The sequence below is a fragment of the Sphingomonas benefaciens genome (assembly GCF_052907485.1).
Genome location: NZ_JBREIC010000009.1, coordinates 31,517 through 57,676, shown reverse-complemented (window position 1 = coordinate 57,676; position 26,160 = coordinate 31,517). Strand labels below are relative to the sequence as shown.

The window sequence follows — 26,160 nt, the reverse complement described above, 5'->3', positions numbered from 1 at the left end:
CACGAACAGCATCGCGCCCAGCAGGAGCAGAGCGAGTGTGCGGGCGAGGCGGCCGAAGCTCATGCGGCCCTTCTAGGCTGCGCCGGGACGCTGCACCAGATCAGTGCGCGACGCCCAGCACCATCCAGATAGCCATGGCGACCATCATCACGTTCTCGGTGAGCGACAGGAAGCCCAGCGGCACATTGCTGTCACCGCCCACGCACGCGCATTTCAGCTCGCGCTTGTCGACATACACGGCCTTGATGACCGAGACCGCCCCGATCGTCCCGATCACCAGCGCGATCGGCACCGACAACCAGGTCAACACGCCGGCCGCCATCAGCACGCCCGCCGCGCCTTCCGCGTAGGGGTAGATATAGGAGTATGGCACCCAGCGCTTCGCGAGCAAGTCGTAGTTGAGGAACATGGTCGCGAACTTCTCGACGTTCTGGAGCTTCAACAGCGCCAGCACACACATGGAGAAGGCGATGAACCACTCACCGGCGCGTACCGTGAAGGGTGTGCCGAGCACGGCATAGCTGGCCGCCAGCGCCATTAATGCCGTCATCGCAAACACAACCGCGACCGGCCGGTAGGTCACCGCCTTGGGGTCGGCCACGGTCTTGCCGAAAAACCGGCGCAGATCGTCGTAGCCGCCTACCCGCTCGCCACCGATGAAGGTCTGGGGTGTCGTTTTGACCCCGTGCTCGGCTTTGAATGCGTCGGTTTCCTCGCGCGTCGTCAGCCAATGGTCCTCGACCTCGTAGCCGCGTCGGTGCAGCAGGTCCTTTGCCTTCAAGCCGTAGGGGCAGGTGTGCGTCGGCATCACCATGCGGTAGATCGTTGCCTTCTTGGGCGCCGCGGTCGCCATGTTCTTCTCCACCATGTTCGCGACACCTATATAGGGGCCGTACCATGGTACGGAGTCAAGGCATGGCCGACGTGACAATTGCGGGGCTCGCGCGCGAGGGCGGCGTCGGTGTAGAAACGGTCCGCTATTATCAGCGCAGAGGGTTGCTCGAGACGCCGGAGAGGCCTGAAGGATCGGGCTCGAATGGCGGTATTCGCCGCTACACAGCAGACGATGTTCGCCGGCTCCGGTTCATCCGATCGGCGCAGGCCGCTGGCTTCACGTTGGAGCAGATCGGAGAACTGGTGGCGCTGGACGCGACCGACGATCGCGCTCGGGCACGCCAGCTTGCCAACGAGCGGATCGCGGCGCTGGATGCAAAGATCCAGGAGCTGAAGCGCGTCCGCGCATCACTCCAGCGGCTTGCTCATGAATGTGGGTCGGGCTCGGAAGGCCCCTGCCCCATTCTAACCGCGTTCGACGCCGACTGATCCGGTCGGTGCTATACCCCTTCCGCGCTGATCGCCTCTTGTTCCGGCGTGGGAAGGTGGCGGTAGAGCGTCGGGACCGAGACGCCGATCGCCGGCGCGATCTCGCGCATCGGCATTCCGGAGGCCAGGAGCTTACGGGCCGCCTCGAGCCGCTTGGGCGTCATCACTGTCTTGCGGCCGCCTACCCTGCCCTCGCGCTTCGCCACCATCAGTGCGGCCGTCGTGCGCTCGCGGTTCAGGTCCCGCTCCATCTCCGCCATCGCCGCCATGATGTGGAAGACGAGCTTGCCGGCGGTGCCGGCGGTATCGATGCCATCCGTCAGCGACCGGAAACCGATGCCCCGGTCCGCCAACTCCGCCGCAAGGTCGACCAGGCCTTTCATCGTTCGGCCGAGCCGGTCGAGCTTCCAGACCACCAGCACGTCGCCGGCGCGAGCGTGTGACAGGGCTTCGGCCAAGCCGATCCGGTTCGCCTTCGCACCGCTCGCCTTGTCGCTGAAGGTCCGCTCACACCCCGCTTCACGCAGGGCGTCGAGCTGCGGCGTCAGATCCTGTTCGGGGGTCGACACCCGCGCGTAGCCGATCAGCATGGCACCTTCTCAAAACTCATCTCACGTGCCTAACACGACCGATCGCAATCGAGAATGTGTTTTGATACACGCGCCACGCCTGCTAGACGTTCTCACATGGCTGCGGATCAAAATCGATCGTGGCTGTTGAAAATCAATAATCGCCGGTGCAGCACAATGCTTGATTGGCATGGTCGTTACGCCTCTGGCTCAAATTCGACTGATTTGCGTTAGCGCCTGAAGGGTTGGCAATCGGCCACCCTGAACAGGGATTAGCTATATGGATCAAACCGCCTTCATGATCGGCTTTTCGGTCATGTCGCTCGCCTCGCTGGCGATCTACGCGAAGGGGAGCAAGGCGCCCCCATCACGTCACCACACGCTTCTTCACGCAGCCGTGCCATTCATCGCGGCCACGGCCTATCTGGCAATGGCCTTCGGTATCGGCACCCTCGTCAAAGCCGATGGCTCTGCGACCTATTTTGCTCGCTACGCAGACTGGACGTTCACGACGCCGATCCTGCTGTCGAGCCTGGTGCTCCTGGCGTTCCATGAGCGCGGCAAGACGGGAGAGGTCGGAGGATATCTGACTTCGATCATCGTCCTCGACGTGCTGATGGTCGAAACCGGCCTGATCTCGTCGCTGGCAGAGGCGCCACTGGTCAAGTGGGTCTGGTTCCTGTGGTCGTGCGTCGCCTTCCTCGGCGTCCTGTACCTGCTCTGGGGGCCGCTCCGGTCGTTGGCGATCGAGCGCGGTGCCGCACTAGGCCAGGCCTATAGCAAGAACGTTGTCTTCCTGACTGTTGTCTGGTTCCTTTACCCGCTGGTCTTCCTGATCGGCCCCGAGGGCCTGAAGATCATCACCGATCCGGCATCCGTCTGGGCGATCCTCATCATGGATATCGTCGCCAAGGTGATCTACGCCTTCTACGCGGCGAGCAACCTCGACAAGGCGCTGCACGAACACGAACGTCGTTCGTGAAGCGCGGCATCGCTCTGCTGGTAGTGGGAGGCGCGCTTGTTGCCTCCGCTGCCTTGCCGGTCCAGCTGGCCTTTGCGATTCTAGGCATCGGCGTCGTGGGCATGGTCCACGGCGCCGGTGATCTCGCTGTCGTTCCGAAAGAACGATGGCCCTTATTCCTGGCGGCGTACGGCTTGGTCTCGCTGTCGACCCTGATCTGGTGGATCAGCGATCCGGCGATCGCACTTCCAGCCTTTCTGCTGGCGTCGGCAATTCATTTCGGCATCGAGGATGCTCGCGATGGAACAGCGGCTGAGCGCGTTGCCCGAGGCGCAGCCCTGATCCTGGCACCAGCGGCGCTGCACTCTGCGAATTACGCGAGCCTCCTGCGATTGGCGGGTGGCTCGGCGTCGACGTTGGCTGCGCTGACCCCCATGCTCGCCATCATCGGAGGACTGGCTGGTACGGCGCTGCTGCTGCTCGCCTGGCGTCGGCGCGATCTCCACCTTGCATTGGGCACCGGCGCGCTGTTGCTGCTCCCCCCACTCATCGGCTTCACGATCGGCTTTCTGGTGCTGCATGCCTTGCCGCAAACCACGGAGCGTCGCGATCGGCTGGGGTGCAACAGCACCTTGGTCTACCTGAGGACGGTGATGCCGATCTTCGTGGCTGCCGTGCTCTTGGCCGGCATTGTCGCCGGATTGCTCCTGCAATTCGATCCGAGCGGCGTACGCGGCCTCTTCGCCGGCATCGCGGCGCTCGCCGTTCCTCATCTTCTGGTTACGCCTTGGTTTGAGGCCCACTTGCCCCTTCCGGCGTTGCCGGCTTCGCCGGGCATCAAGGCGCGGCGGGTAAACGCATGATGCCCGTCATCACGCGCCCATATCGGAGGAGCTTGTTGTGAGCCCCGTTGACCTTCTGCCTGGCCACCTGCTTCGGCGTCCCGGCGCCATCAAGCATGCCGTCCACTTCCGCGGCTGTCAGATCGATGATCCCCGGCTTGCCGAGGTGCTCTCTCCCGACGTGCCCTTGCTCGTGCTGCACGAGGGGGCAATTCACGCTGAGGGACCGGCATGGCAAGAAACTCACCGTCGCCTCCTCTTCTCGGACGTTCCCAATCGCAGATTAAACGCGTGGTATGAAGGCGATGGCCGTGTCGAAGTCGCGATCGATTCAACCTGGTTCATGAACGGGAACGCTGTCGCGCCCGACGGGACGGTCTGGCATTGCGAACACGGCCGCCGCTGCATCAGCCGTTCGTCTGCCGACTTGGCAGGAAGTTCTATACCAATCATCACCCACTATGATGGCAAGCGCCTCAACTCTCCCAACGATGTCGCGGTAGCAGCTGACGGATCGATCTGGTTCACCGATCCCATTTTCGGCATCGTCATGCCAAGCCAGGGCGCGCTCGCCGAGCCCGAGCTGGATCACCGCAGTGTCTACCGCTTCGATCCCGCAAACGGCGAACTGACACGGGTAGCCGACTTCGAGCAGCCCAACGGCGTCGCGCTGTCTGCCGACGGTGGGACGCTGTACGTGTCGGACACCTCACTGTCGCTCGGCGAGGTGCCAGGCTTCACGGCGGGCACGAAGCACGAGGTGGTGCGCTTTCGCCGCCAATCAGATGGCAGCTGGGGAAATCGCACGCGCTTCTGCCGAACCGATCACGGCTATCCCGACGGATTCACGACGGACAAACGCGGTTGGTTGTGGGTGAGCGCGGCCGATGGCGTTCACATTTGGTCGGCGGATGGAGACCGGCTCGGCTTCGTGCCCATCGACGCGACCGTCTCCAATCTGTGCTTTGGCGGCTCCGATCGGCGGCGCCTTTTCATCGCAGCGGGCACCCGCCTGCTCGCCCTCGATCTGGAAGCTGACGCATGACCTCTGCGATCGCGGACTATGCCCTGATCGGTGATGGGCGCACCGCTGCGCTGGTCGCGCGCAACGGCTCGATCGATTTCCTCTGCCTGCCGCACTTCGACAGCGACGCGTGCTTCGCGGCGATGCTCGGCAATCAGGGCAACGGTTGCTGGCAGATCGCCCCGACTGGGTTCGTCACCGGCGTGGAGCGGCGCTACCGCGGCGACACGCTGATCCTCGAAACCGATCACGCGACCGAGGCGGGCGCGGTGCGCGTCACGGATTTCATGCCGTGGCACGGCGGCGATCCGATGGTGGTGCGGATCGTGGAAGGATTGTCGGGCGAGGTCGAGATGGCGAGCCTGCTGCGCCCCCGCTTCGACTACGGCCGCGTGCCGCCGTGGATGCGGCCGTTCGACGGCGGGTTGTGCGCCGACGCCGGGCCGCATCAGCTCGTCCTCCACGCGCCGACCGCGATCCACGTCGCGAACGGCGATGCCCGCGCCACGTTTCGCGTGAGGAAGGGCGAGCAGCTCGTCTTCGCGCTCTCCTATTCTCCGTCCTACGCCGACCTGCCGAAAAAGCCCGACGCGACGCGCTTGCTCAAGCAGACCGACAAGGCGTGGCGCGACTGGATCGGCCGGTTCGACGCGCCCGAGCGCTGGGGCGCGCCGCTCAAGCGGTCGCTGCTGACGTTGAAGGCGCTGATCGACCGGCGCACCGGCGGGCTGGTCGCGGCCGCGACGATGGGGCTGCCCGAGGTGCCGGGCGGGGCGATGAACTGGGATTACCGCTACTGCTGGCTGCGCGACGCGACCTTCACGCTGACCGCGCTGCTGAACGCCGGCTTCGGTGACGAGGCGGTGCGCTGGCGCGACTGGATCCTGCGCGCGATAGCGGGTGACCCGAACGACATGCGCATCATGTACCGGATCGACGGCGGGCGCCGGTTGCAGGAATATGAGGCGACGTGGCTGAGCGGCCACGGCGGTGCGAAACCGGTGCTGGTCGGCAACGCCGCGTCGGATCAGACGCAGCTCGATGTCTACGGCGAGTTGATCGACAGCTTCCACGTCGGTGCCCGCGCCGGGGTGGAGCGCACGCCGCGCGACATCGCGGTCGAGATCGCGCTGATCGAGTATCTGGAGGGCGCCTGGGACAAGCCGGGCGCGGACATCTGGGAAAGCCGCGGCGATCCGGGCTGCTACACCTATTCGCAGGCGATGGCATGGGTCGGCATCAACCATTTCGTCGAGAGCGACGCCATGCGCGCCGCGGCCGGCGACGAGCTGGTCGGGCGGATGCGGGGCCTGCGCGAACAGATCCATCGCACCGTGTGCGAGCGGGGCTATTCGTCCGGCCGAGGCCACTTCGTTCAGCGCTACGACGGCGAGGCGCTCGACGCGTCGCTGCTGCTGCTGCCGCTGGTCGGCTTCCTGCCCGCGGACGACCCGCGCATCGCCGGCACGATCGCGGCGGTCGAGCGCGAGTTGATGGACGGCGGGCTGGTCCGGCGCAAGGCCGCGAAGGGCGACGGCCACGATGAGGGCGCGTTTCTCGCCTGCTCGTGCTGGCTCGCCGACTGTATGGCGATGCAGGGGCGGCACGAGGACGCGGCCACCATGCTCGACCGGGTGATCGGGCTGAGCAACGACGTCGGTTTGCTGAGCGAGGAGTTTCACGTCCCCACGCGCCAGCTGATCGGCAATCTGCCACAGGCGCTGACGCATCTGGGCGTCGTCAACACCGCGCTGTTCCTGTCGCGTCCGGTGGTGCAGCGCGGCGCGGTCTGATCAGCCGCCGGTCTGGTGCAGGTGCCCGTCGGGGTCGCGGACCAGCGCCGGGGCTCCACCCTGCCAGACGATCCGCGTCGCCGCCACGTCGGCCACCTCGACCGGCGCAGTCCGCGCGCCGGACGGCTGCCGATAATGCAGCAGCTCGACGTGCGGCGGTGCCTCTTGCGGCATCATCGGCACGACGTCGGCGACGGGATCGTGCAGATCGTCGAGCGCGGCCTGCTCCTGACCGCGATTGAGCGTAACGTCGCCGCGGGCGAGGCCGTGCGCGGCATAGAAGGTCTCGCTCGCCGAACGATCGCGAACCACGATCGCACTATGGTCGATGCCGATCAGGCCGGTGCCGCGCCAGCCCTTCGCGGCCGCGTTGGGAAATTGCAGCAGCTCGAGCGGGTGCCCCTCGGGATCGCGGAACTTGATCGCGGTCGCGCCGCCCGAGGACACGGGCAACGTCACCGGCCCGTCGTCACTGATCGGCGTCGCGCCGGCCGATCGCGCGCGCGTCCACGCAGCCGCGGCATCGTCGGTCACGAGCGCGAAGTGCTGAAAGCATTGCGAAGCAGCATCGGCGTCGATCGGGTACGGACGCCCCGGCGCATCGAAGTGGTCGAGTTCGACGGTCGCCTTGCCCAGTCGCATCGGCCAGCGCGTTCCCGCGCCGTCGATGCCGAGGATAGCCAGCTCCGCGTCAGCAATCGGCCGCGCCTCTCCGACCTCGAAGCCGAGCGCCGCGTAGAAGGCGAGCAGCGCCTCGGGCTGCTGCGTCACCAGCCGGAATGCCGCGACGCGAGTGAACGTCACTTGAGTTCGCACGGTCCGACCGGGTCACGGTGGAGCTGTACCGTCATGAGGCGGCACGGCTCGTCGCCGATCGTGCCCGACTTGTGCCCCTTCCTGCCGTCCTTCTCGACGCAATTCTGGTCTCCGCCGAAGGAGAAGTCGCCCGGGCCCTGCTCGATGCGCGTGCCGTCCATCGCCTCGATCCACCAGCGGCCCGACAGCACCACGATCCACTGCGGCGCGGGGTTCTCGTGCCAGTCGCCGACCCAGCCGACCGGCTGCACGGTGAAGACGACGGTCGCCTCGCCGCGCTCCATCTTGTCGTTCCACTGCGGATCGGCGTCGCCGACGCCTTTCAGCGCGTAATTCTCCAGCGCACATCCGCGAAAGCGGCTGATGCCGTTCTCGTCGGTGTAGAGATGCTGGTAGGGAACGGACGGCTTGGGTCCGGGATCGGACATCGCATTATCTCCCGTAAGGGTGGCTGGAGGCGAACGGCGCGGCGAGGAAGGGCTGGAGCCCCGACCCGTCGGTGCCGACGATGAGGAGGAGGAAACCGGCGCCGAGCGACAGGTTCTTGAGGAAGTCCCAGAACAGCGTACGCGCCTTGCCGCCCGGATCGGCGAAGAAGTCGCCCGGTCGCCAGAACTGCTTGTAAAGAACCGCCGTCACCGCGCAGTAGCCAGCGACGACGAAGGCGGCAGCGCGATCGGCGATGCCGAGCACGATCGCGCCGCAGCAGACGATTTCGACGAACAGTCCGACCATCAGCACCGCGACCGCGAGCCAGCGCGGGCGAAACACCTGCTGCGCCTGTTTGACCGCGTGATCGAACGAGAAGATCTTGTCGAGCGCGCTGAACGGCAGGAACAGCATGACGATGCCGTATCGCACGACCAGCGCGGCGATCGCCGCGGTCGTCACAGCCGGCTCTCGATGATGCTGGCGACGCGCAGCGCGTTGGCGATGATCGTCAGCGTCGGGTTCACCGCACCGATCGATGGGAAGAAGCTGGCGTCGGTGACGTAGAGATTGTCCACCTCATGCGCGCGACAATCGAGGTTGAGTACGGACGTCGACGGATCGGTGCCGAAGCGGCAGGTGCCCGCCTGATGCGCGGTGCCGGACAGGGGAATGTCCTTGCCGAGGTAGAGCGACCGTTCGACCAGCATCGCGGGCCAGCCGATATCGGACAGCACCTGCTCCAGCTTGGTCTTGAGCCGTTTGAGCGACTCCTCGTTGGTTTCGGTCACGTCCAGATGGACCTGCCCATCGCGGTAATAGACGCGGTTTTCGGGGACCGGCAGATCCTCGGTCTGCAACCAGAAATCCATCGAATGCCGCGCCATTTCGGCAAAGGGCATGTCGGGCAGATGCTTCATGATCGCGGCCAAAGGCGCCTCGCCCTTGATCTGGTCCGCGTGGCTGGTCGCGCACATCTGGATGAGGCCGAGCGGATGCGGATAATCGGGGTCGCCGCTGTCGAAATAGAAGTCGCTGAGCGCCAGCGTCTTCTGAAACACGGTTTCGTTGACGTGTTTCATCACCGCCATGACGATCGACATTTCGTGCCGCATGTAGTTGCGGCCGACCTGATCCGATCCGTTGGCGAGGCCGTTCGGGTGGCGTTCGTTGGCGGAGCGCAGCAGCAGGAGCGCAGAGGAAAGCGAGCCGCACGCGACGATGACCGTGTCAGCGCTGTAGCGCTCCTGCCGGTCGTCACGCTGGACGAGGATCGATTCCACCCGGCGTCCGCTCGCATCCGTGTCCAGCCGCTCGACATAGGCCTCGGTCAGCATCATCACATTGGGGTGATCGCGCAGGGTCGGATCGATGCACATCACCTGCGCATCCGCCTTCCCGTTCAAGAGGCACGGAAAGCCGTCGAAATAGGAGCAGCGCATGCACACGCTGGTCGGGGTGGCGAAGCCGTCCTCCTTCTGGTCGAGGAGGATGCCGAGCGGCAGATGAAATGGGTGTAGCCCCAGCCCGGTCAGCTTATCAGAAAGCTCCTGCACCTTGGGCTCGTGCTTGATCGGTACGAAAGGGTAGGCGGTGCTACCTGGATCGAGCGGATCCTCCCCGCGCCGGCCATGGACGTGGAACAGCGCCTCCGCCTCGTCATACCAAGGCGCGAAATCCCGGTAGGAAAGCGGCCAGGCGGGGGACACGCCGCCGGCATGCTGCACCTCGTCGAAATCGCGTTCGCGCAGGCGGAACAGCGCGGCGCCGTACACCTTGGAATTGCCCCCCACGTTATAGTGGAGCTGCGGCGCGAAGGTGCCACCATCCTTGTTCACCCATTGCTCGTCGGCCTGGTACTTGCCCTCGACAAACACCGCCTGACCGCTCCAGTTCGCTTCCTCCCGCGGCAAATAGTCGCCGCGCTCCAGGATCAGGATCCGCTTGCCGGTAGGTGCCAGCCGCTGAGCGAGGGCTGCGCCGCCAGGGCCGCTCCCGATCACAATGAGGTCGTAGTGGGTGTTCTCGGCCATGCACGGATCCGCTGCGAAGTGATGCCATCATGGCAAAGGCCGGAACCCCGTTGATCGAGCGCTGTTCCCAACCTCGATCAATCAGGAGCCAGGCATGAGCAAAGTCGTCGTCGTCACCGGAGCCGGGGCAGGAGTAGGGCGGGCAACCGCCGAAAAGTTCGCGAGCGAAGGCTATGACGTGGCGTTGCTGTCGCGCGATCCTGAACGTTTGGAGCGCGCAGCCGAGCAACTCCGCCGACACGGGGTTCGTGCTTTGCCGATCCCGACCGATGTCGCCGATGCCGCTGCCGTTGAGGCGGCAGCCGATCGCACTGAGCGTGAGCTTGGACCGATCGATGTATGGGTGAATGTCGCTATGGCGACCGTTTTTGCGCCCGTCGCCAAGCTGACGCCGGAGGAAGTCGAGCGTGGCACCAAGGTTACTTACCTTGGCCAGGTGCACGGCATGATGAGTGCGTTGAAGCGGATGCGTAAGCGCCGCGGCACGATCGTCAACGTTGGCTCGGCACTCGCCTATCGATCGGTACCGCTCCAGTCTGTGTATTGCGGGGCAAAGGCAGCAATCCGGGGGTTCACGGACTCGCTGCGCTCCGAAATCATCCACGACAAGATCGACGTGCACCTAACGATGGTCGACCTGCCGGCGGTCAACACGCCGCAGTTCGACTGGGCCTTGAACAAGATGGGCAAGAAGGCACGCCCCGTGGCACCGATCTTCGAACCTGAAGTTCCTGCCCGGGCCATCTTCTACGCAGCCACCCACAAGCGGCGTGACGTCTGGCTCGGCTTCTCGTCCGTGAAGGCAATCCTCGGCAATCGTGTTGCGCCGGGTCTGATCGACCGCTACCTCGCCAAGGCTGGCTACAAGGGGCAGTTGACGGACGAACCGTTGCCCACAAATGCGCCGTCCAACCTGTTCGAGCCGGTACCGGGCGACTATGACGCGCACGGCCGCTTCGACGACAGCTCGCGTCGTCGCAGCATGGAGTTCTTCACCGACCGTCACCGCACAGCCTTCTATGCGCTTGGGCTGGCCGGGCTGGGTTACCTGGCCCACCGAGCCGCCAAGCGACTGGATATCTGATGCAGGCAGGGAAGGTCAGCGTTTCAGGACGGTGATCTTCCCGCTGGGCTCAAGCGTGACCTGGCGCGCGTCGTTCACGCTCGCCATCCCGGACTGACGCAGCGCTTCGTCAAGGTCGGCCTCGGACACCGAGTGGCGCAGCCGGGCGCCGTGATCGGCTTTACCTTCCTTGAAGATCGTGATGGCTTGCCCCTCAAGGAGGCGCGACATGGCGGGGAAGCGCGCCGCCAGATGGGCCAGCAGCCAGTGCAGAAGCAGGAAGACGGTGGTCGCTACGAGGGTGCCGAGCAGCGGTGCACTTCCTGTCAGTGCGCGGCTGAGGTTTGATCCGATGACGATCGATACGACAATGTCGAGCGCCGACCATTTCCCGAAGATGCGCCGGCCGACCACGCGAACAGCCAAAAGCCCGTAGGCGAGCACCAGCACTGCACGTGCGCATTCCTGCGCGACGCTCAGATCCTTGCCGCTGCCGAAGACCAAAGAGAAAGCGGGTGTAAGCCACTCCACGGCTACATCATCCGCTCGCGCAGGTTGAACATGATGACCAGCGTGCCCGACACCATCAGCGTGACGATCAGGCTCGCGAACAGAACCAGCAGCAGATCATCGCGCGACGACTTGGCGAGGCTAATGTGAAGGAAGCAGCGGAACTGTACGATCACCTGCACGAGCGCCAGACCCAGGATAATCCCGAACGTGGTCCCCGCCGCAACCAGCGGCCATTTGACGACCGCAAAAGCCGCGAACGTCAGTGCGAGCGCCAGTACATAGCCGACCAGGTACGTCCGAGTTTCGCGACGACGCTCGTTCACAGCACATGCCCCTGTAGATAGACGACGGTCAGGATGGCGATCCAGATCACGTCGAGGAAATGCCAGAAGAGGCTAAGGCGCAGGATGTTGATCTTGACCCGCGTGTCAAAGCCATAGGCCAGGACCTGCCCGCCCATCACCAGCATCCAAACGCAGCCGGCCAGGACGTGAAGGCCGTGCAGGGGCACGAGCGCGAAGAACGCCGATAGGAAGGCGCTTCTGGTCGGATAGGCGCCATCCGAGAACATGGTGGTGAAATCATGCATCTCCATCGCCAGGAAGGCGACGCCAAGTAGGAAGGTGATGCCCATCCACGCGAATACCGGGCGCCGCGCGGCGTCATATTTCATGGCAAGCACCGCCAGCCCGATCGTCAGGCTGCTGGTCAAGAGGAGCAGCGTCTCGGCAAGAGCGCTGCCGAGCTTGAACTCGCTGGCGGGAGTAGGCCCCCCCGCCGTCGCCGCCACGGCGGTGCCGTAGACGGCAAAGAGCAATGCGAAGATGATCGCATCGCTCATCAGGAACATCCAGAAGCCGAAGATGCCGCTCTCGGCATTGGCGTTCGGATCCTGCTCGGTGCCGCCCAGATTGATGCCGGCGTGGCGAAGCGAAGGCTGGGTCATGCCGGGATCTCCGCAAGGCCGGTATTGCGATGCGTCAGCTCCAGCGGTCGCGGCGTCGGATCAGCCGCATCGAGCGCGGCGTGCCAGCGATGCTCGGTCTTGGTAACTTCGGCCGCAGAAATGGTACGGTCGCTGTCACGCACGAAACTGCGCAGGATGAGCGCCGAGACGACCGCCTGCATCGAGAGCCCGGCCAGCCACCACATATGCCAGACGAGGCCGAACGCCGCCGCCGTGGCAGCGACGCCGATCATCAATCCGGTGATGCTGTTCTTGGGTACGGTGATCGCACCGTAATGGGCGTGCCGCTCGTAATACCCATCCTTGCGCTTCCCATCATAGAAGGGATCGCGCCCCCCGACATGGGGGATGACGGCAAAGTTGTATTCCGGCGGGGGTGCGGAGGTCGACCATTCGAGCCCGCGCCCGTCCCACGGGTCGCCAGCAAAGACCCGGTTCCGGTCCCGCTCGCGAATGCTGACGACCAGCTGGATCACCAACGATCCGAGCGCCGCGAGCAGGATCAGCGCGCCAAAGCCGGCGACGTAGAGCCAGGGACGGAATTCGGGCTGGAAGATCTCGTGCGTCCGCCGCGCCATGCCGCTGGCACCGAGCACGTAGAGCGGCATGAAAGCGAGATAGAAGCCTGCGACCCAGCACCCGAACGACACCCGGCCCCAGCGCTCGTTCAGGCGGAAGCCGAACGCCTTGGGGAACCAGTAGGTATACCCAGCGAGCATGCCGTAGAGCAGACCAGGGATCAGCATGTTGTGGAAGTGCGCGACGAGAAACAGCGTGTTGTGGAACACATAGTCGAGCGGCGGGATCGCCAGGATGATACCGGTGAAGCCGCCGATGACGAAGGTGATCATGAACGCGAGCGAATAGAGCATCGGTACGGCAAAGCGCACCTCGCCGCGGAACATAGTCCAGATCCAGTCATAGATCTTGACGCCTGTCGGCACCCCGATCGTCATCGTCGCGATGCCGAACACCGCGTTGATGTTGGCGGACTGCCCCATCGTGAAGAAATGGTGGACCCAGACAGTGAAGCTCAGCACCGCGATCGCCATCGTCGCCAGCACCAGTGAGACGTAGCCGTACAGCTCCTTCGACGAGTAGGTCGACACGACCTCGGAATAGACGCCGAAGGCGGGCAGGATCAGGATGTAGACCTCGGGGTGACCGAACAGCCAGAACAGGTTGGCGTAGTTCATCATGTTGCCGCCGAGGTCGTTCGTGAAGAAGTGGAACCCCAGGTAGCGGTCGAGTGCGAGGAGCGCGGTCGCGACGGTGAGCGCCGGCATCGCGAACAGCATCAGGATGCTGGTACACAAGCTCGTCCAGCAAAACAGCGGCATACGCATGAACGTCATACCGGGTGCGCGAAACTTGAAAATCGTGCAGGCGATGTTGATCGCGGCGAGCGTCGAGCCGATCGAGCCGAGCGTTACTGCCCAAATCCAATAGTCGGGACCAACGTCGGGGCTGAAGGCGAGGCCGGTATAAGGTGGGTAGCCGCTCCAACCACCGGTCGAAAATTTCCCAATCACCAAACTGATCATCATGAGGATGGCGCCGCCCCCGGTTAGCGAAAGCGCGACCGAGTTCGCCCAGGGAAACGCCATGTCACGCGCGCCGATCTGGAGCGGCATCACATAATTGATGATGCCGGTGAGGAAGGGCATCGCCATGAAGAAGATCATGATCGAGCCGTGGGTGGAGAACAGCTGCGAGAAGTGGTCGGACGACAGGAAGCCTGGATTGCCGACCGCCGCAGCCTGTTGCATCCGCATCAACACGGCTTCGATCAGCGCACGCGACAGCATCACGAGTGCGATGACGACGTACATGATTCCGATCTTCTTGTGATCGAGACTGGTCACCCATTCGAGCAGCTTCCCCCACGCCCGGTACCGGGTCAGCAGCGTGACGGTGACGACGAAGCCGATGATGACGAGCGAGGCGGCGCCGGCGCCGATGATTTCGCTGGTGGTGGGGTTCTCCCAGGCGCGGACGAACGGCAAATCGTGCCAGGTGAAGCGGCCAAGAACTTCGGGCCAAATTGGGGGGTGAGCAGTCTGCACGGGCTCAGTGCGCCTTTCGTGTGGCGGGGTGCTGGCCGGGATGGGGGTGCGAAGCTCCGCCCGTCGCGGTCACGACGTTATTGAAAAAGTCGCTTGGGACCCGGGCGTATGTCTCCGGCCCGGTGGTATCACGGCGCGAGAGCCTCGCCCAGGTGGCGGCATCGAGCGCCTTCGTGCCCTGCCGGGCGTGGGCGACCCACGCTGCGTAGGCATCCGGGGTCATGCTCACGATGGGGAATTTCTGGTGCGCGAACTTGCCGCCGTTGAACTGGACGTTCTCGCCGAGATAGCGACCGGGATGATCGGCTGCGAAGTTCAGCCGCGTCCGCATGCCCGCCATCGCATAGATCTGGCCGGCGAGCTGCGGCAGCAAGAGCGACTGCATCACCGTGCCGCTGGTCAGCTCGACTGCCACCGGGCGCCCCGCCGGAATGGCAAGCTGGTTCACCGTCGCAATGCCTTGATCGGGATAGATGAACACCCACTTCCAGTCGAGCGCGATCGCCTGGACGCGAACCGGCGCCCCTTGCCCGGTCAGCCGGGTATAGGGATCATCCTTCTGCGTCGCCGGCCAGAGCAGGAAGGCGAGCAGGATGACGATGCCGATCGGCGGTATCCAGATGAAGCCCTCAAGCGGCCAGGAGAACGCCCACTTCGGCCGATAGGCGTCCTTGGCGTTCGAGTGGCGGTAATGCCATGCAATCAGCGGAACCAGGATCACCACCGGCACCCAGACGAACAGCAGGATGCCTGACACGATCAGCAGCAGGTGCCGCTCGTGCGCGGCGACCGGACCCTGCGCGTTCAGGATACCGTGATCGAGTGCAGCACAACCCGTCAGGACTGCTAGCGCCGCGATGGAGCAAGCCGTTCGAAGGATTCTCACCGCGAGCGACGGATGGTGGCGCGACGGAGTTCGCGGTCGTTGCGCGAGTAATACAGCCACAACGTTCCTTCGTTGTCGACCAGCGAGGCCGAGAAAGCGATATCGCGCGGTCCGTCGACGTCGTTGGGTGGTGAGATCAAGGGCTCGTTCGATCGTGCAATGACCCGGCCAAGATCGGGTGAGAAGGCAACCCAACCGATCCCCCAGTCGGTATTCTCATCGGCGCCGTTGTAGAACATGACGGGCATGTCGGGATCGCCGCGCCACAGCGGTCCTGTCGATAAATGGTAGCTGTCCCAATGCCCCTTGCGCAAGCCGAACGGGTCAGGCTGCTCGTGCCACGGCCCGGCAACCCCTTCGCCAAAGGTCAGGCTGATGAGCGAGTGGCCGTTGTGCGCATACTCGTATAGCAATCGCCACACGTCACCGTCGCGAAGCACGGTCGCTTCCTTGACGTTGTTCTCGCTCTTCGTGTCCGGAAGCGCGACGCCCTGCTTGCTCAGCGATGACAGCTCCTTGCCCGTGGCGTAGAGCATGTGACCCGTCCCACTCGCATCGACGCCGGTGTAGAGAACGACGTAGCCATCATTGGTCTGGACGACCGTCGGATCCTCGCAGCCGCGAATGTCCATCGGCCCTGGTCCCGGCACAATGCACGGCGCCGCGTCCATGTGGAACACCATACCATCGCTGCTGCTGCGCCCGTACCAGATGCGACCGCTCTCGGTTTTCTGCATGTCCTTGTTCGGGGGCACCGCGCGGACGAGCAGGTGCAGGCGCGCGTCATCGGGCTCCTGCCAGACGAAAGGGCTCATCAGTTCCTTGGACAATAATTCGTCCGGGCCCGACAGCGAGATATAGTCGATCCGCTCGACCGCGAAGTCGATCGTCACGCGCCCAGAGCCAGCATCTTCGACAGGCCGCCGTCGATCGTCAGCGTCGATGCCGTGAAGTAATCGCCCGCCGGGGACGCCAGGAACACCGCGACGTTCGCCACCTCTTCCGGCCTGCCGGGGCGCTTGGCCGGAATGAACTCGCCCTTGACCTTGCGCACCACCCACCAGTCCTCGGCCGTCTTGTTCATCGGCGTCAGGATCATGCCCGGCGCGATCGCATTGACCGTGATGCCGTCGGGTGCGACTTCTACGCCCAGCGTCTCTACGAAGTTCTTCACGCCCGCCTTTGCCGAGGCATAGGCCGAACTGCCCGATCGCACGACATCGGCGTGAACCGAGCTGATCGCGACGATGGTTCCCTTCTGCTTCTTCGCGCGCAAACGGCGGACGCATGCGCGCGACGCCAGGAACGTACCGGTCAGGTCGGTCTTCAGCATATTCTCCCACTGCTCGAGCGTGAGGTCCGCCACCTCGATGCCGTAGGTGTTGATGCCGGCCGACGTGACCAGGATATCGACCGTGCCGAGTTCGCGCTCGACCTGATCGAAGCCGTGCTCGACCGCCGCTTCGTCACGCGCGTCGCTGCGCATCGCGAGGCCGCGTCGCCCGGCTGCCTTGACCGCCTCGACCGTCTCTGACGCACCCTTGTCATCGTGGAGGTAGGTGACGGCAACGTCGGCGCCGGCCATGGCGAGTGCCTTCGCACACGCGGCACCGATCCCGGAATCTCCCCCGGTCACCAAGGCCACGCGTCCGATGAGCGTTCCCGCGAACATCGACGGGGTCTGGTGATCGGTCATGCCATTCTCTCCTTGTCAGTATCGACGAAGCTCGCGTCCCAGGCCGCAGCGAAGCCCTGCCTGCAGTCCGTGACAACTTGCTCCAGGTCGCGATCGTAGAGCGAGTCGGCCACGTCGTTGGAAAAGATCTCCACGACGTACGGCCGGTCGTACCCGGCCGCTCGTGTCGCGCGGATCAGGTCGGCGAGCGGAAGGTCGCCCGTGCCCGGCACGAGACGATCGGCAAAGGAGCGCGGTGTGCGCCAGTCGCTCGCCTGCACGGTCATGATGCGCGCGCCCGCGTGCCCGATCTGCGCCAGCACGTCCGCGTTCTGCCAGATGTTCCAATAGTCGAGACAAAGCCCGACGGCCTCGTGGTCGGCGCGCTCGATCACCTCAAGCGCCTGGTCGATCGTCCAGATCGCGCTTTCCACGTTGACCGAACTGGGATTGAGCGGCTCCAGCGCGAGCAGCACGCCGTTGTCCGCGGCCACCCGGGCAAGCTCGCCGAGCCGATTCGCGACGACCGTCATCGCATTCGCCATGTCGCCGCGCGGATGAGCACCGGTATTGGTGATGAACGGAACGCCGGGCGCATAGCGAGCGAGACGCTCGATCGAGCCCCGCAACGCGGTTGTACGCTCGTCGAGGCCCGCGGGATGCGGCGTCATCCGGCTCGAGAAGAAAGTGCGCACCTTCGGTTGCAAGCCACTGATCGTCAGTCCGGCATCCCGGACCGATTGCATCTGCTCGGTGACACAATCATCGTCGAGCTTGGCTTCGACGATCTCGATCGCATCGATCCCAAGCCGGGCATATCGCTCAACGTCCTGATCGAAGGACCACGGCATCGTGGTGAATTCGCTGATACTTAGCTGGAACGCACCGGACGCCATAGAACACGCCTGTCTGAGACTTATTCAGATCAAACCAACAAAGCTGCCTTCCGTTCACCGTTGAGAATAACTTTGTTTCGCGTGCGTCATGGCATGGCAGCTTAAACCGGACGCCAAGCTGAGGAAGAAAAACGACCGGTTTTCTGGCGGTAGCGGTTTTTGCCTCATCGAAGCTTCCTAGCGGTCGGAATACCCGTTGCGGAAACCACCGGCACATTGCAGGGTGTTAGATATCTTTTCTGGCGGGGTGATGATGCTCATCGGATATGTGAGGGTATCCAAGGCTGACGGATCGCAGACGCTGTCACCGCAGCGCGACGCGCTGCTATCCGCCGGCGTCGATGCCTCACGCATTTATGAGGATCTCGCGTCGGGTCGTCATGATGCGCGTCCTGGCCTGACTGCCTGTCTCAAGGCGTTGCAGCCCGGCAATACACTGGTGCTCTGGAAACTGGATCGCCTCGGACGTGACCTGAGGCATTTGGTCATCACCGCCGAGGCGCTGCGTGAGCGCGGCATCGGGTTGAAGGTACTGACTGGCGCCGGCGCGCAGATTGACACCACCACCGCCAACGGCCGCCTGGCTTTCGGCATCTTTGCCGCCTTCGCCGAGTTCGAGCGCGAGCTTATCGCCGAGCGCACACAGGCCGGCCTTGCTGCGGCACGCGCGCGGGGGCGCATGGGAGGGCGGCCCCGCAAGATGGACAAGGCAACGCTGGCGATGGCGATGGCCGCCATGTCCGATCGTAACGCGATCGCAGCTGATGTCGCGCGCCGTCTCGGGATGACGACGACGACACTCTATATGTACGTGAACGGTGACGGCACGCCCAAGGCGCCGGGCCAGGCACTGCTTGACGGTGTGCCGTACCGCAAAGAACGACTGCGCGCCGCGTGATGAAGCACGCCGCGCTTCAGCGATCAGGCATATTGCCGAGCGGGCGAGACGATCACGTCATGTTCGATCGACCGGGCCGAGATGGCGGCCGGGGTGAGGGCTGCGGGAACGCAGACACCTCTGCGCGGCTTGCCGATCAGCCGACGTGGTCGCGCCAGTATCATCAGGTTCATTACCGCCGCGCCGATCAGGAACTCTTCTTCCGCTCCGCGGATGCCGCGCAGGTGAAGCCGCCTCATGCCATGCTTGCCTTGGCGTCGGCGAAGAACCGTTCGACCCCGCGCCGCAACCGCATAGACCGCTTGTAGAGCCCGGTTTCCACTTCGGCTCTGGCAAGATCGCGAACGTCTTCATCGTCCAGTCGAACCAGGGTACGACGCCGCGACGTCGTGCATTTCTTCCGAAGCACGCACGCATCGCAATCCCGAACATCCGCCGCGTAACGGTGTACGCCGGTGGGAGGATGGAAGGCATGGTGCCGGAGCGTCTTGCCGGTCGGGCAGGTAAAGCTGTCGGTGCCACGATCATAGCTGAAGGCCGTTCGCGGCAGCTTGCCCTTGGTCTGCTGCGTCCGGTCGATCACGGGGATGTGTGGGGTTGCGCCGTGATCCCGCACGAAGCCGAGGAAGTTCGCGCTGCCATAGGCTTTATCGGCCGCGACCCGCTTGGGGCGATAATCAAACCGATCGGCCGACCGCTCGAGCATGACGCGCCCCGCATCAACTTCCTCCGCGAAGCGAGCTGGTGTCGCCTCGACATCGAGCGCGACGCCACTCGGGGTGTCGACCAGCGCATTCAAGGCGTAGCCGAACCGGCCACGCACCGTTCGCGCCGACCAGGCCGCGGCAGGGTCCGTTCGAGAGATGCCTTGGCAGCTTTTCGACCGCGCCATTTCAAAGACGGCATCTCCTGTGTCGTGCACCCACTCCCTAACCGCGCGCGACGCGTTGGCGACATACGGCAGGTAGCCGGGAACGGTCTTGCGCTGCCAGCTCGCATCAGCCGCTATGAACGACGCATCGATCGCGGCGTCTTTTCCGCCAATCAGTCCTTCTCTGATGCAGCGTCTCACCGTGCTCTCGAACAGGATCCGGAACACGTTGGCATCGCGGAAGCGACCATGGCGGTTCTTGCTGAACGTGGAGTGGTGCGGAACCTTGTCTCCCGGCGCGAGACGGCAGAACCAGCGATAGGCCAGATTGTAGCGCAGCTCCTCACACAGCCGCCGTTCGGACGCGATCGCGAAGATGCGGCCGATCAGCGTCATGCGGATGAGGAGTTCGGGATCGATCGATGGTCTTCCCCGTGCGCTGTAATGACCGGCCAGTGCCTGTCTCAACTCGCCGATGTCGAGCCATCGATCGACGCGACGCAGCAGGTGGTCTGTGGGCAACATGGCTTCTACGGTGCGGAAGGACGCCCCTTCCCGCTTACTGCGACAGGCTGGTCCCATCATAGCGACGCTCCTTTCGATAGGGGTGAAACGAAGGAGCAACCCGGCATGTCCGGCATTTTTCAACAGGCCCGATCGTTTGCGAGAGATGCGGCTGCGCTCGCGTCAAGGGAGCCGCGCGGCTCAATCGGTGCCCGTGGCTGACTGCGAGCATGTCACGGGTGGGTTAGACGGCTCTGTCGTCCAATGTTTCAGGTGCAAGTCCACCCTTTCAGGTGACGATCGCTCGGAGCAGAACGTCCACTCCTTTGGGAAAACCGACAGATCCGGTAGCCCGTTCGGCACCCGAAAAGCTGGACGGACCCGATCGACCCGACATGCGTAACGACACCACCGACAACGCGGCGAACGACGGGAGCGAGCTTGATGCGATCGTGGCTGGCGCGGTGGTGGTGCTGGATCAGGTCACGTCGCTCGAGCCCTACCTCCCCGATCTTGCCCCCGGCGATCGCGAACGCGTCGACGCCTATGTCGGCCGCGCCTCGGCCGACGCGACACTGCGCGCGTACAAGTCCGACTGGCGGCTGTTCTGCGCGTGGTGCGGCGAGGCGGGCTACCGGCCGCTACCCGCGACACCGGCGACCGTCGCCGCGTTCCTGACGCTGCTCGCTGAAACCGGCTTCGCGCCGCGCGAGCCGCTGCGCACCAAGCGTGGGCGGATCATCCCCCGCCAGGACCCGCGGCCGCTCGGCAAGGCGACGATCGGGCGGCGCCTCGCCGCGATCGTGTTTGCGCATCGCGCGGCTGACATGGAGCCGCCGACCACCCAGCCCGATGCTGCCCGGCTCGACAAGGCGATGCGTGCGATCCGCAAGGACAAGAAGCACGAGTTGCCGGCCAAGAAGCGCGCGGCAGATGGCGACGTCCTGCGCGACATGCTGCGCAGCGTCACTGGCGAGGACCTGCGCGCCTATCGCGACCGCGCACTGCTCGCGATCGGGATGGCAGGCGCTTTCCGGCGCTCGGAGCTCGTGGCGATCACGATCGGCCGCGTGTCGGAGGACAACCGTGGGTTGCTGGTGCGGATCGGGTCGTCAAAGACCGACCAGGAGGGCAGAGGCCATACCGTCGCCATCCCCGATGGACGAAGGCTCGAGCCGGTTCGCCACTACCGTGCGTGGCTCGAGAAGGCAGGGATCAGCGAGGGGCCGGTGTTCCGCAAGCTCACCCCGCAGGGCCGCCTCACCGCGAAGGCAATGAGCGCCCAGGGCGTCGCGCTGGTGGTCAAAGCCGCGGCGCTCTCAGCGGGCTACCCGCCCGAGCTCTTTTCAGGGCACTCCCTGCGCGCGGGCTTCCTGACCGAGGCAGGGCGACAGAACGCCAACTTGTTCAAGATGAAGGAGCATAGCCGGCACAGCTCGCTGGAGATGGTCGCGGAGTACGTGCGGGATCACGAGCGGTTTCGTGAGCACGCAGGAGAGGGCTTCCTTTAGCGAAGCCTGCTCTCCGACTGAATTTCGGTTACGCTAACGACCTGTTTCGCCTCGTACGGGAAGACAGTTTGCCCATTCGAGATCAGCGCTCGGTCCTTGTCCATAGCCACGATGCCGCCAACAATTCGCTCAATCTTGCCATCCGGCCCTCGGATGCCGATGATCGTGCAACCATTCTTTCGCCCTTGCGCTGCAACGCAGGCGCTGATCGCCGCTCGGTGCCTCCGTGCATCGCGCTGCCCGTCCTTTTGCCCAAAGCTCATGAGGCCGAGCCAGCCGAGAAATAGAGCGAGTGTCAGCATGCCACCTAAGAGGCCGGCCAAAGGCGACAGAACCAGGCCAAGATCCTCGATCTGCCTCTTAATCCACGTCCAAACATCGGAACTCTTTGATCGCATGCGAGCGGCCCGGATGTCGCCCGATTTAGCTATCCAGAGGACGGCCGGAACGAAGAAAAAGAGGCTTACAGCGCCCCACAACAGATAGGGAACTGCGTTCGGCAACGTATTGTTTGCGAATATGTTGAAGCCGCTATAGATTCGATCTCCGGCAGAAGATGCGAAGCCGAGATCACCGGCTCTGAGCTCCTTGAGCCGAGCAGTCTCGTATGACGCCCCCGTAAAGTAGAAGTAAGGCGCCGTCACAAACGCGAGGAAGCCGGGCAAGCGCCCCCAGCTACCTAAGATCCTGTCACGCCAACGGGTTGGGGTCGGGGAAGCTGAGTGCGTCATCCCGACTATGTAGATCTGGCGCTGGTTCTGTCTAGCGCACGACGCGAGGCGCTCTCACGGCCGCCAGTCAGTCGTGAAGTCAAGCGCCTCGATCATATCGAACAGCGAGCAGCACGGCACCCCGAAGCCCCGGCAGACGTCAGGCACCTTGCGGTTGGCGCCCTGCTTGCTCGGTTTCGATACCTCAAAGCTGACCACGGTGCGTTGGCCCGGCTCGACACGCCCATAGGAGATGAGAAAGGGATCGCGGCCAACCAGCTCGACGCCGTTTTCGTCGAGTGCGCCATAGCCGCCCATGATGGTGTCAGCGACCAACCCGGGATCGAGCTCCTCGTTGAGGATCAGGGCAGCCTTGCTCTCCTCCGTGCAGAGCCAGTCGACGATGTCGCCGCGGCCGGATGTAACCTCTTCATACTGCTCGAGAGGCACCTTCACGTTTCCAATCGTGCCTTGGTGACGCAGCCACTCCCAGAACACGGGGAAGCGCTTCACCGGATAGGCACGGCGATCACCGGTGATGAGCGTGTCGGCGTCCAGAAGGTAGAGCAACCCGACCCCGCTATGCCATCAATTCGGTCATGCGGCCGATCGCGGTCGGCTTCACGCCGAGCACCTTGCCCGCCTTGGTCGTGGTGAGCGCCCCGCCCGCCACCATGCGATCAACTAGGTTGAGCAGGCCCTGCCCCACGCGATGACGGCGAACGACGTAATAGTCAGGCGCGCCCTTCCCCACCTTCTGCGGAAACTCGCGGCGGTCCTCATCGAAGCGGTCGGCCAAGCGCCGATACAGCGCCGCATCGATCAGGCGCTCACGGAGCAGATTGTAGGCGACCATCTTGCGGCTGACCTTCCGAGCATTGGCGAAGGTGCCGATCTGCTCGACCAGGTCATCGAACGCGACACCGACGTCGATCTCGCGTAGCTCGGCCGGAACAAGGAGGAACCGCGCGGCCGCGTCATCGCAGAGGCGTTCGATCGCCTGCTCGCTGTCGTAGCCACTGATGCCGCTCTGTCCGAGCAGCACGTGACCAAGCTCGTGCAGCAGCGTGAATGGCCACGCGGTTTTGGAGTCCGTCTCATTGATGACGATGAATGGCGCCACGTCGTCCGCGAGCGCCATGCCGCGAAAGACGCCGGGGCTTAGGTTGCTCCGGTAGTTCCCGAGATTGCCGATCAGCAGAACATAGACGCCGGCAGCCTCAACCGCGTCGCGAAGGATGCGGAAGGCCTGTTCGATAGTCCGCGCTTCGCGATACGCGGTTCGGTCGAGCGCCAGGAGATCCGCTATCGCGTCCGCGAGACCACCCGCTCCGACCCTCGGATCCACGGAGCCCACGAATGCGCGGGGTTCCGCCTCCTCAGCGTCCTCTAGCGCGCCGCGTACCAGCGCCTGCCGCGCTCGAACATCACGAACCAGCGCATCGACCGTCGCTTCTGCACCCACTTCCCGTTGCCGTAGCGTACGGAAGTCGTGCGCTCGCGCTGCCGGCGCTGGCGGTGCCGGCAGGTAAAAGGTTAGCAGCGGGCGCCGATAGCGATCCGCCATCTTCAGCAGCTGAGGACGGCTAGGTTCTCGGTCCCCGTTCTCCATCTCCGCGAGGCGCGCAGCCGCGTTCTCACCGCCGAGCCCGATACCCCGTGCGGCGTCCTCAAGCGTCAGGCCCGCGCTTTCGCGCGCCCATGACAGGATCTGAGGATTGACCTTTGGCATCTTGGTTCGTCGCAACTCCGGGCTACTTGGGAAGCCGTTATGGACACGGCTGCCTGACTTGTCAGGCCCTAGATCCACCTACACGGCAACAGAGGACCTGGTCGACGTTGCCGCTACCCAGCTTGATGGGGCGATCGCGCTGACCGCCCAATCGAGCCCACGAGATAGATATACTGAAAGCACGAGCCCCGCTTCGAGAGGCGAATCCGCCCCCGGGAAACCGCTTCCACAGGGTGTAACCCGGTTACACGCCCCCCTTCCCCCGGCCCTCACGGGCCGTTTGGCCGACATAGAAATACTGAAAGCACGAGGATTTCCGGGATAGATTAACCGAAAGCACGAGCCAGCGCGGGCGACGATCCTCGATCACGCCGTCTACGCTGGCTGCGCCGACGCGTCTGCGATTCACAGACGCACCGCCTCGCGATCGTCCGATCGCGTGTCACCAGCAAGGGGAAGCCGTGCAGAAATGAAAAACCCGGCACTAGGCCGGGCTTTTCGGAACCTCGGCGAGGTCGTGTCGCAGCGAAGCCTTTAGCCGAGATCCGATGACGCAGCAATAGAGAGCGCGGTTCGCGCCACGGACTTCTGCGTCCGCACGGGCTCCCGGAGGGGGTTTCCGATCGATGAGTTATGCCTACGCTCCTGGGGCGGGCCACCGCCGGCTCGACGAACGCACTGCTGCAACCGACCAGCTTGCGGCGCAGTTCCAAGGGCTTCCCGCGGATCTCAGTCACCGACAGGTCCTCACTGTTTTCAAGCGTGCGGCGCCATACATCGGTATCCCCCCTCGCCTCGTTCACGCCGTCGACACGCTGATGAGCTGGTCGCGCTCGATCGACTGGTCGGACGGCCAACGCCCGATCGTCTTTCCCTCTAACGAGAAGCTGACCCAGAAGCTCGGCATCGGGGTGCGCCAAGTCCAGAAAGTGCTCGCCAGCGCGGCGCGCTACGGCCTTATCACCCACCGGGATAGCGCGAACGGCAACCGGGTCGGCGCTCGCGGAAAGGACGGACGGCTGATCTACGCCTACGGCATCGATTTAAGCCCTCTCGCGGTGCGCTACCAGGAGTTCGTTGAGGCCGCCACCAAGGGCGCCGAAGCAGACCTCCGGATCAAGGTCCTGCGTCAACGATTGGCCGCCGCGCGGCGCCGGATAAGAACGCTCGCCCAGCTGGTCGACGACGAGCAGATCGACAGCATCGATGCCCGGACGGCTGTGGAGATCTCGCTTCTCGCCACCAGCCAAATGCGCTGCGTGCGTGACGAGCAACTGTTGGGCGCTGTTGTCGAGCAGATGGAAGCGCGGGCCGATGAGCTCGGCAAGGCTGTTGCGGCTGTGATTGAGGGTGTCCCGCACTCGATGATTTCACAAAAAAGTTCGCCCTCGGGCGAACAAGACGACGCCCCTATTACAACTACAAGCCAACCTGAAACTGCTAAAGCAGCTTACAGTAGTGGCTTTCCGAGAAGAAGTAGCAAGACTGGGTACGACGTCCGCGACCCTCAGCCCCAGACCGAGGTTGAGGCCGACTTGGAGAAACACGGCGTTGACCCCGAGTTCATCGCGGCCGTCGTTCCAGAGTTCATCCTGACCGATAGCCCGCGGCCGACCTGGGGAGATTTGATCGGAACGGCAGAACGATTGGTCAATCAGACTGCTATCCACCGAAACGTGTGGCACGAAGCCTGCCGCCTAATGGGCCAGAAGGGCGCAGCCGCGTCGGTCCTTGCGACGGCTCATAAGCACATGCGGGGGGATGTCGACCGGCCGGGTGCCTATCTTCGCGGGATGAATAAGCACGCCGCGTCAGGCCTGCTCAACCTTGGCCGAACCTATCATGGTCTGAAGGACAACGCCCGGTCGAGCGGGATGCGAGCACTCTCCAGCGGCAAGGATCCACGCTCGATCGGCCAACTCGCGGCAGCGGCATTGGGGCTTGCGCGGACCGGTCGGCCAGCCCGGCTGCTATGAGGAGATAGATATACTGATAGCACGAGCCTACGCCCCCTGCCTGACGATACTAGGAGAGCGTGCCGGCGCCGGCCGAGGCTCGAACGGTGCAATCCTCGTGCT

General features: G+C 64.2%; 28 protein-coding genes. 9 read left to right on the top strand and 19 right to left on the bottom strand.

What is annotated here, in order from left to right; all coding sequences use genetic code 11:
* Positions 1-100: 100 nt before the first annotated feature.
* The gene (locus ACU5AX_RS19860) at positions 101-868 is read right to left on the bottom strand and encodes a MauE/DoxX family redox-associated membrane protein (protein WP_236116207.1); all 768 of its coding nucleotides are present in this window, start codon (positions 866-868) and stop codon (positions 101-103) included.
* Positions 869-915: 47 nt separating this feature from the next.
* Between ACU5AX_RS19860 and ACU5AX_RS19855 the strand changes: the two genes are divergently transcribed.
* Positions 916-1,323 carry a MerR family transcriptional regulator gene (locus tag ACU5AX_RS19855; RefSeq protein ID WP_041043303.1) on the top strand — a complete coding sequence of 136 codons (408 nt, stop codon included), beginning with the start codon at positions 916-918 and terminating at the stop codon, positions 1,321-1,323.
* An 11-nt stretch (positions 1,324-1,334) separates the two neighbouring features.
* Here ACU5AX_RS19855 and ACU5AX_RS19850 read toward each other — a convergent pair whose 3' ends face one another.
* Positions 1,335-1,913: a recombinase family protein gene (locus ACU5AX_RS19850; protein WP_112384035.1), complete on the bottom strand. Its 579-nt coding sequence runs from the start codon at positions 1,911-1,913 to the stop codon at positions 1,335-1,337.
* Positions 1,914-2,172: 259 nt separating this feature from the next.
* Between ACU5AX_RS19850 and ACU5AX_RS19845 the strand changes: the two genes are divergently transcribed.
* From ACU5AX_RS19845 to ACU5AX_RS19830, 4 genes are read left to right on the top strand one after another with little or no spacing between them, the layout of a single operon-like run.
* On the top strand, positions 2,173-2,874 hold the full coding sequence (locus ACU5AX_RS19845) for a bacteriorhodopsin (protein ID WP_446692278.1): 702 nt from the start codon (positions 2,173-2,175) through the stop codon (positions 2,872-2,874).
* Positions 2,871-3,716, top strand: coding sequence for a Brp/Blh family beta-carotene 15,15'-dioxygenase (locus ACU5AX_RS19840; RefSeq protein WP_446692277.1), 846 nt, complete (start codon positions 2,871-2,873; stop codon positions 3,714-3,716). The genes ACU5AX_RS19845 and ACU5AX_RS19840 overlap by 4 nt, the downstream gene beginning before the upstream one ends.
* Before the next feature lie 37 nt (positions 3,717-3,753).
* Positions 3,754-4,740 (top strand): SMP-30/gluconolactonase/LRE family protein, encoded by a 987-nt coding sequence (locus ACU5AX_RS19835; protein WP_446692276.1) that lies wholly within the window; start codon positions 3,754-3,756, stop codon positions 4,738-4,740.
* Complete coding sequence (locus tag ACU5AX_RS19830; RefSeq protein WP_446692275.1) at positions 4,737-6,512, top strand: glycoside hydrolase family 15 protein; 1,776 nt, start codon at positions 4,737-4,739, stop codon at positions 6,510-6,512. Before ACU5AX_RS19835 ends, ACU5AX_RS19830 begins: the two co-directional genes overlap by 4 nt.
* Here the strand turns inward: ACU5AX_RS19830 and ACU5AX_RS19825 are convergent, their stop codons facing one another.
* Genes ACU5AX_RS19825 through ACU5AX_RS19810 form a run of 4 tightly spaced genes read right to left on the bottom strand, consistent with a single transcriptional unit; the run spans position 6,513 to position 9,790 of the window.
* Positions 6,513-7,316 (bottom strand): VOC family protein, encoded by an 804-nt coding sequence (locus ACU5AX_RS19825; RefSeq protein ID WP_446692274.1) that lies wholly within the window; start codon positions 7,314-7,316, stop codon positions 6,513-6,515.
* Positions 7,313-7,756: a cupin domain-containing protein gene (locus tag ACU5AX_RS19820; protein WP_446692273.1), complete on the bottom strand. Its 444-nt coding sequence runs from the start codon at positions 7,754-7,756 to the stop codon at positions 7,313-7,315. The genes ACU5AX_RS19825 and ACU5AX_RS19820 overlap by 4 nt, the downstream gene beginning before the upstream one ends.
* A gap of 4 nt (positions 7,757-7,760) precedes the next feature.
* Positions 7,761-8,219 carry a DoxX family protein gene (locus ACU5AX_RS19815; RefSeq protein ID WP_446692272.1) on the bottom strand — a complete coding sequence of 153 codons (459 nt, stop codon included), beginning with the start codon at positions 8,217-8,219 and terminating at the stop codon, positions 7,761-7,763.
* Positions 8,216-9,790 carry a GMC oxidoreductase gene (locus tag ACU5AX_RS19810; protein WP_446692271.1) on the bottom strand — a complete coding sequence of 525 codons (1,575 nt, stop codon included), beginning with the start codon at positions 9,788-9,790 and terminating at the stop codon, positions 8,216-8,218. The genes ACU5AX_RS19815 and ACU5AX_RS19810 overlap by 4 nt, the downstream gene beginning before the upstream one ends.
* 94 nt (positions 9,791-9,884) lie before the next feature.
* Here ACU5AX_RS19810 and ACU5AX_RS19805 point away from each other — a divergent pair, with 94 nt between their 5' ends.
* Complete coding sequence (locus tag ACU5AX_RS19805; protein WP_446692270.1) at positions 9,885-10,874, top strand: SDR family oxidoreductase; 990 nt, start codon at positions 9,885-9,887, stop codon at positions 10,872-10,874.
* A gap of 15 nt (positions 10,875-10,889) precedes the next feature.
* Here the strand turns inward: ACU5AX_RS19805 and ACU5AX_RS19800 are convergent, their stop codons facing one another.
* Genes ACU5AX_RS19800 through ACU5AX_RS19765 form a run of 8 tightly spaced genes read right to left on the bottom strand, consistent with a single transcriptional unit; the run spans position 10,890 to position 17,856 of the window.
* Positions 10,890-11,384 carry a DUF421 domain-containing protein gene (locus ACU5AX_RS19800; RefSeq protein WP_446692269.1) on the bottom strand — a complete coding sequence of 165 codons (495 nt, stop codon included), beginning with the start codon at positions 11,382-11,384 and terminating at the stop codon, positions 10,890-10,892.
* A 2-nt stretch (positions 11,385-11,386) separates the two neighbouring features.
* Positions 11,387-11,689, bottom strand: a complete 303-nt coding sequence (locus tag ACU5AX_RS19795; protein ID WP_446692268.1) for a cytochrome o ubiquinol oxidase subunit IV — start codon at positions 11,687-11,689, stop codon at positions 11,387-11,389.
* Positions 11,686-12,312, bottom strand: coding sequence for a cytochrome c oxidase subunit 3 (locus tag ACU5AX_RS19790; protein ID WP_446692267.1), 627 nt, complete (start codon positions 12,310-12,312; stop codon positions 11,686-11,688). Before ACU5AX_RS19790 ends, ACU5AX_RS19795 begins: the two co-directional genes overlap by 4 nt.
* Positions 12,309-14,399 carry a cbb3-type cytochrome c oxidase subunit I gene (locus ACU5AX_RS19785; RefSeq protein ID WP_446692266.1) on the bottom strand — a complete coding sequence of 697 codons (2,091 nt, stop codon included), beginning with the start codon at positions 14,397-14,399 and terminating at the stop codon, positions 12,309-12,311. Before ACU5AX_RS19785 ends, ACU5AX_RS19790 begins: the two co-directional genes overlap by 4 nt.
* Positions 14,400-14,403: 4 nt before the next feature.
* Positions 14,404-15,345, bottom strand: a complete 942-nt coding sequence (locus ACU5AX_RS19780; protein ID WP_446692265.1) for a cytochrome ubiquinol oxidase subunit II — start codon at positions 15,343-15,345, stop codon at positions 14,404-14,406.
* Positions 15,282-16,178, bottom strand: a complete 897-nt coding sequence (locus ACU5AX_RS19775; protein ID WP_446692264.1) for a glycoside hydrolase family 130 protein — start codon at positions 16,176-16,178, stop codon at positions 15,282-15,284. Before ACU5AX_RS19775 ends, ACU5AX_RS19780 begins: the two co-directional genes overlap by 64 nt.
* Complete coding sequence (locus ACU5AX_RS19770) at positions 16,175-16,981, bottom strand: SDR family NAD(P)-dependent oxidoreductase (protein WP_446692263.1); 807 nt, start codon at positions 16,979-16,981, stop codon at positions 16,175-16,177. Before ACU5AX_RS19770 ends, ACU5AX_RS19775 begins: the two co-directional genes overlap by 4 nt.
* Positions 16,978-17,856 carry a sugar phosphate isomerase/epimerase family protein gene (locus ACU5AX_RS19765; protein WP_446692262.1) on the bottom strand — a complete coding sequence of 293 codons (879 nt, stop codon included), beginning with the start codon at positions 17,854-17,856 and terminating at the stop codon, positions 16,978-16,980. The genes ACU5AX_RS19770 and ACU5AX_RS19765 overlap by 4 nt, the downstream gene beginning before the upstream one ends.
* A 253-nt stretch (positions 17,857-18,109) precedes the next feature.
* Here ACU5AX_RS19765 and ACU5AX_RS19760 point away from each other — a divergent pair, with 253 nt between their 5' ends.
* Positions 18,110-18,754, top strand: coding sequence for a recombinase family protein (locus tag ACU5AX_RS19760; RefSeq protein ID WP_037477107.1), 645 nt, complete (start codon positions 18,110-18,112; stop codon positions 18,752-18,754).
* A 23-nt stretch (positions 18,755-18,777) separates the two neighbouring features.
* Here the strand turns inward: ACU5AX_RS19760 and ACU5AX_RS19755 are convergent, their stop codons facing one another.
* Complete coding sequence (locus ACU5AX_RS19755) at positions 18,778-18,993, bottom strand: hypothetical protein (protein ID WP_446692261.1); 216 nt, start codon at positions 18,991-18,993, stop codon at positions 18,778-18,780.
* Positions 18,990-20,210, bottom strand: coding sequence for a transposase (locus ACU5AX_RS19750; RefSeq protein WP_446692260.1), 1,221 nt, complete (start codon positions 20,208-20,210; stop codon positions 18,990-18,992). Before ACU5AX_RS19750 ends, ACU5AX_RS19755 begins: the two co-directional genes overlap by 4 nt.
* A 314-nt stretch (positions 20,211-20,524) precedes the next feature.
* Between ACU5AX_RS19750 and ACU5AX_RS19745 the strand changes: the two genes are divergently transcribed.
* On the top strand, positions 20,525-21,640 hold the full coding sequence (locus ACU5AX_RS19745) for a site-specific integrase (protein ID WP_446692259.1): 1,116 nt from the start codon (positions 20,525-20,527) through the stop codon (positions 21,638-21,640).
* Here the strand turns inward: ACU5AX_RS19745 and ACU5AX_RS19740 are convergent.
* The 3 genes from ACU5AX_RS19740 to ACU5AX_RS19730 form a co-directional block, all read right to left on the bottom strand.
* Positions 21,637-22,305 carry a hypothetical protein gene (locus ACU5AX_RS19740; RefSeq protein ID WP_446692258.1) on the bottom strand — a complete coding sequence of 223 codons (669 nt, stop codon included), beginning with the start codon at positions 22,303-22,305 and terminating at the stop codon, positions 21,637-21,639. The two genes, ACU5AX_RS19745 and ACU5AX_RS19740, sit on opposite strands and share 4 nt — an antisense overlap.
* Before the next feature lie 120 nt (positions 22,306-22,425).
* A complete protein-coding gene (locus ACU5AX_RS19735) occupies positions 22,426-22,920 on the bottom strand; it encodes a DUF4411 family protein (protein WP_446692257.1) in 495 nt (164 codons plus the stop codon).
* 10 nt (positions 22,921-22,930) lie between these two features.
* On the bottom strand, positions 22,931-24,082 hold the full coding sequence (locus ACU5AX_RS19730; RefSeq protein WP_446692256.1) for an ImmA/IrrE family metallo-endopeptidase: 1,152 nt from the start codon (positions 24,080-24,082) through the stop codon (positions 22,931-22,933).
* Between the two features lie 626 nt (positions 24,083-24,708).
* Between ACU5AX_RS19730 and repC the strand changes: the two genes are divergently transcribed.
* Entirely contained in the window at positions 24,709-26,058 is a 1,350-nt protein-coding gene (gene repC, locus ACU5AX_RS19725) for a plasmid replication protein RepC (RefSeq protein ID WP_446692255.1), read from the top strand.
* Positions 26,059-26,160 lie beyond the last annotated feature (102 nt).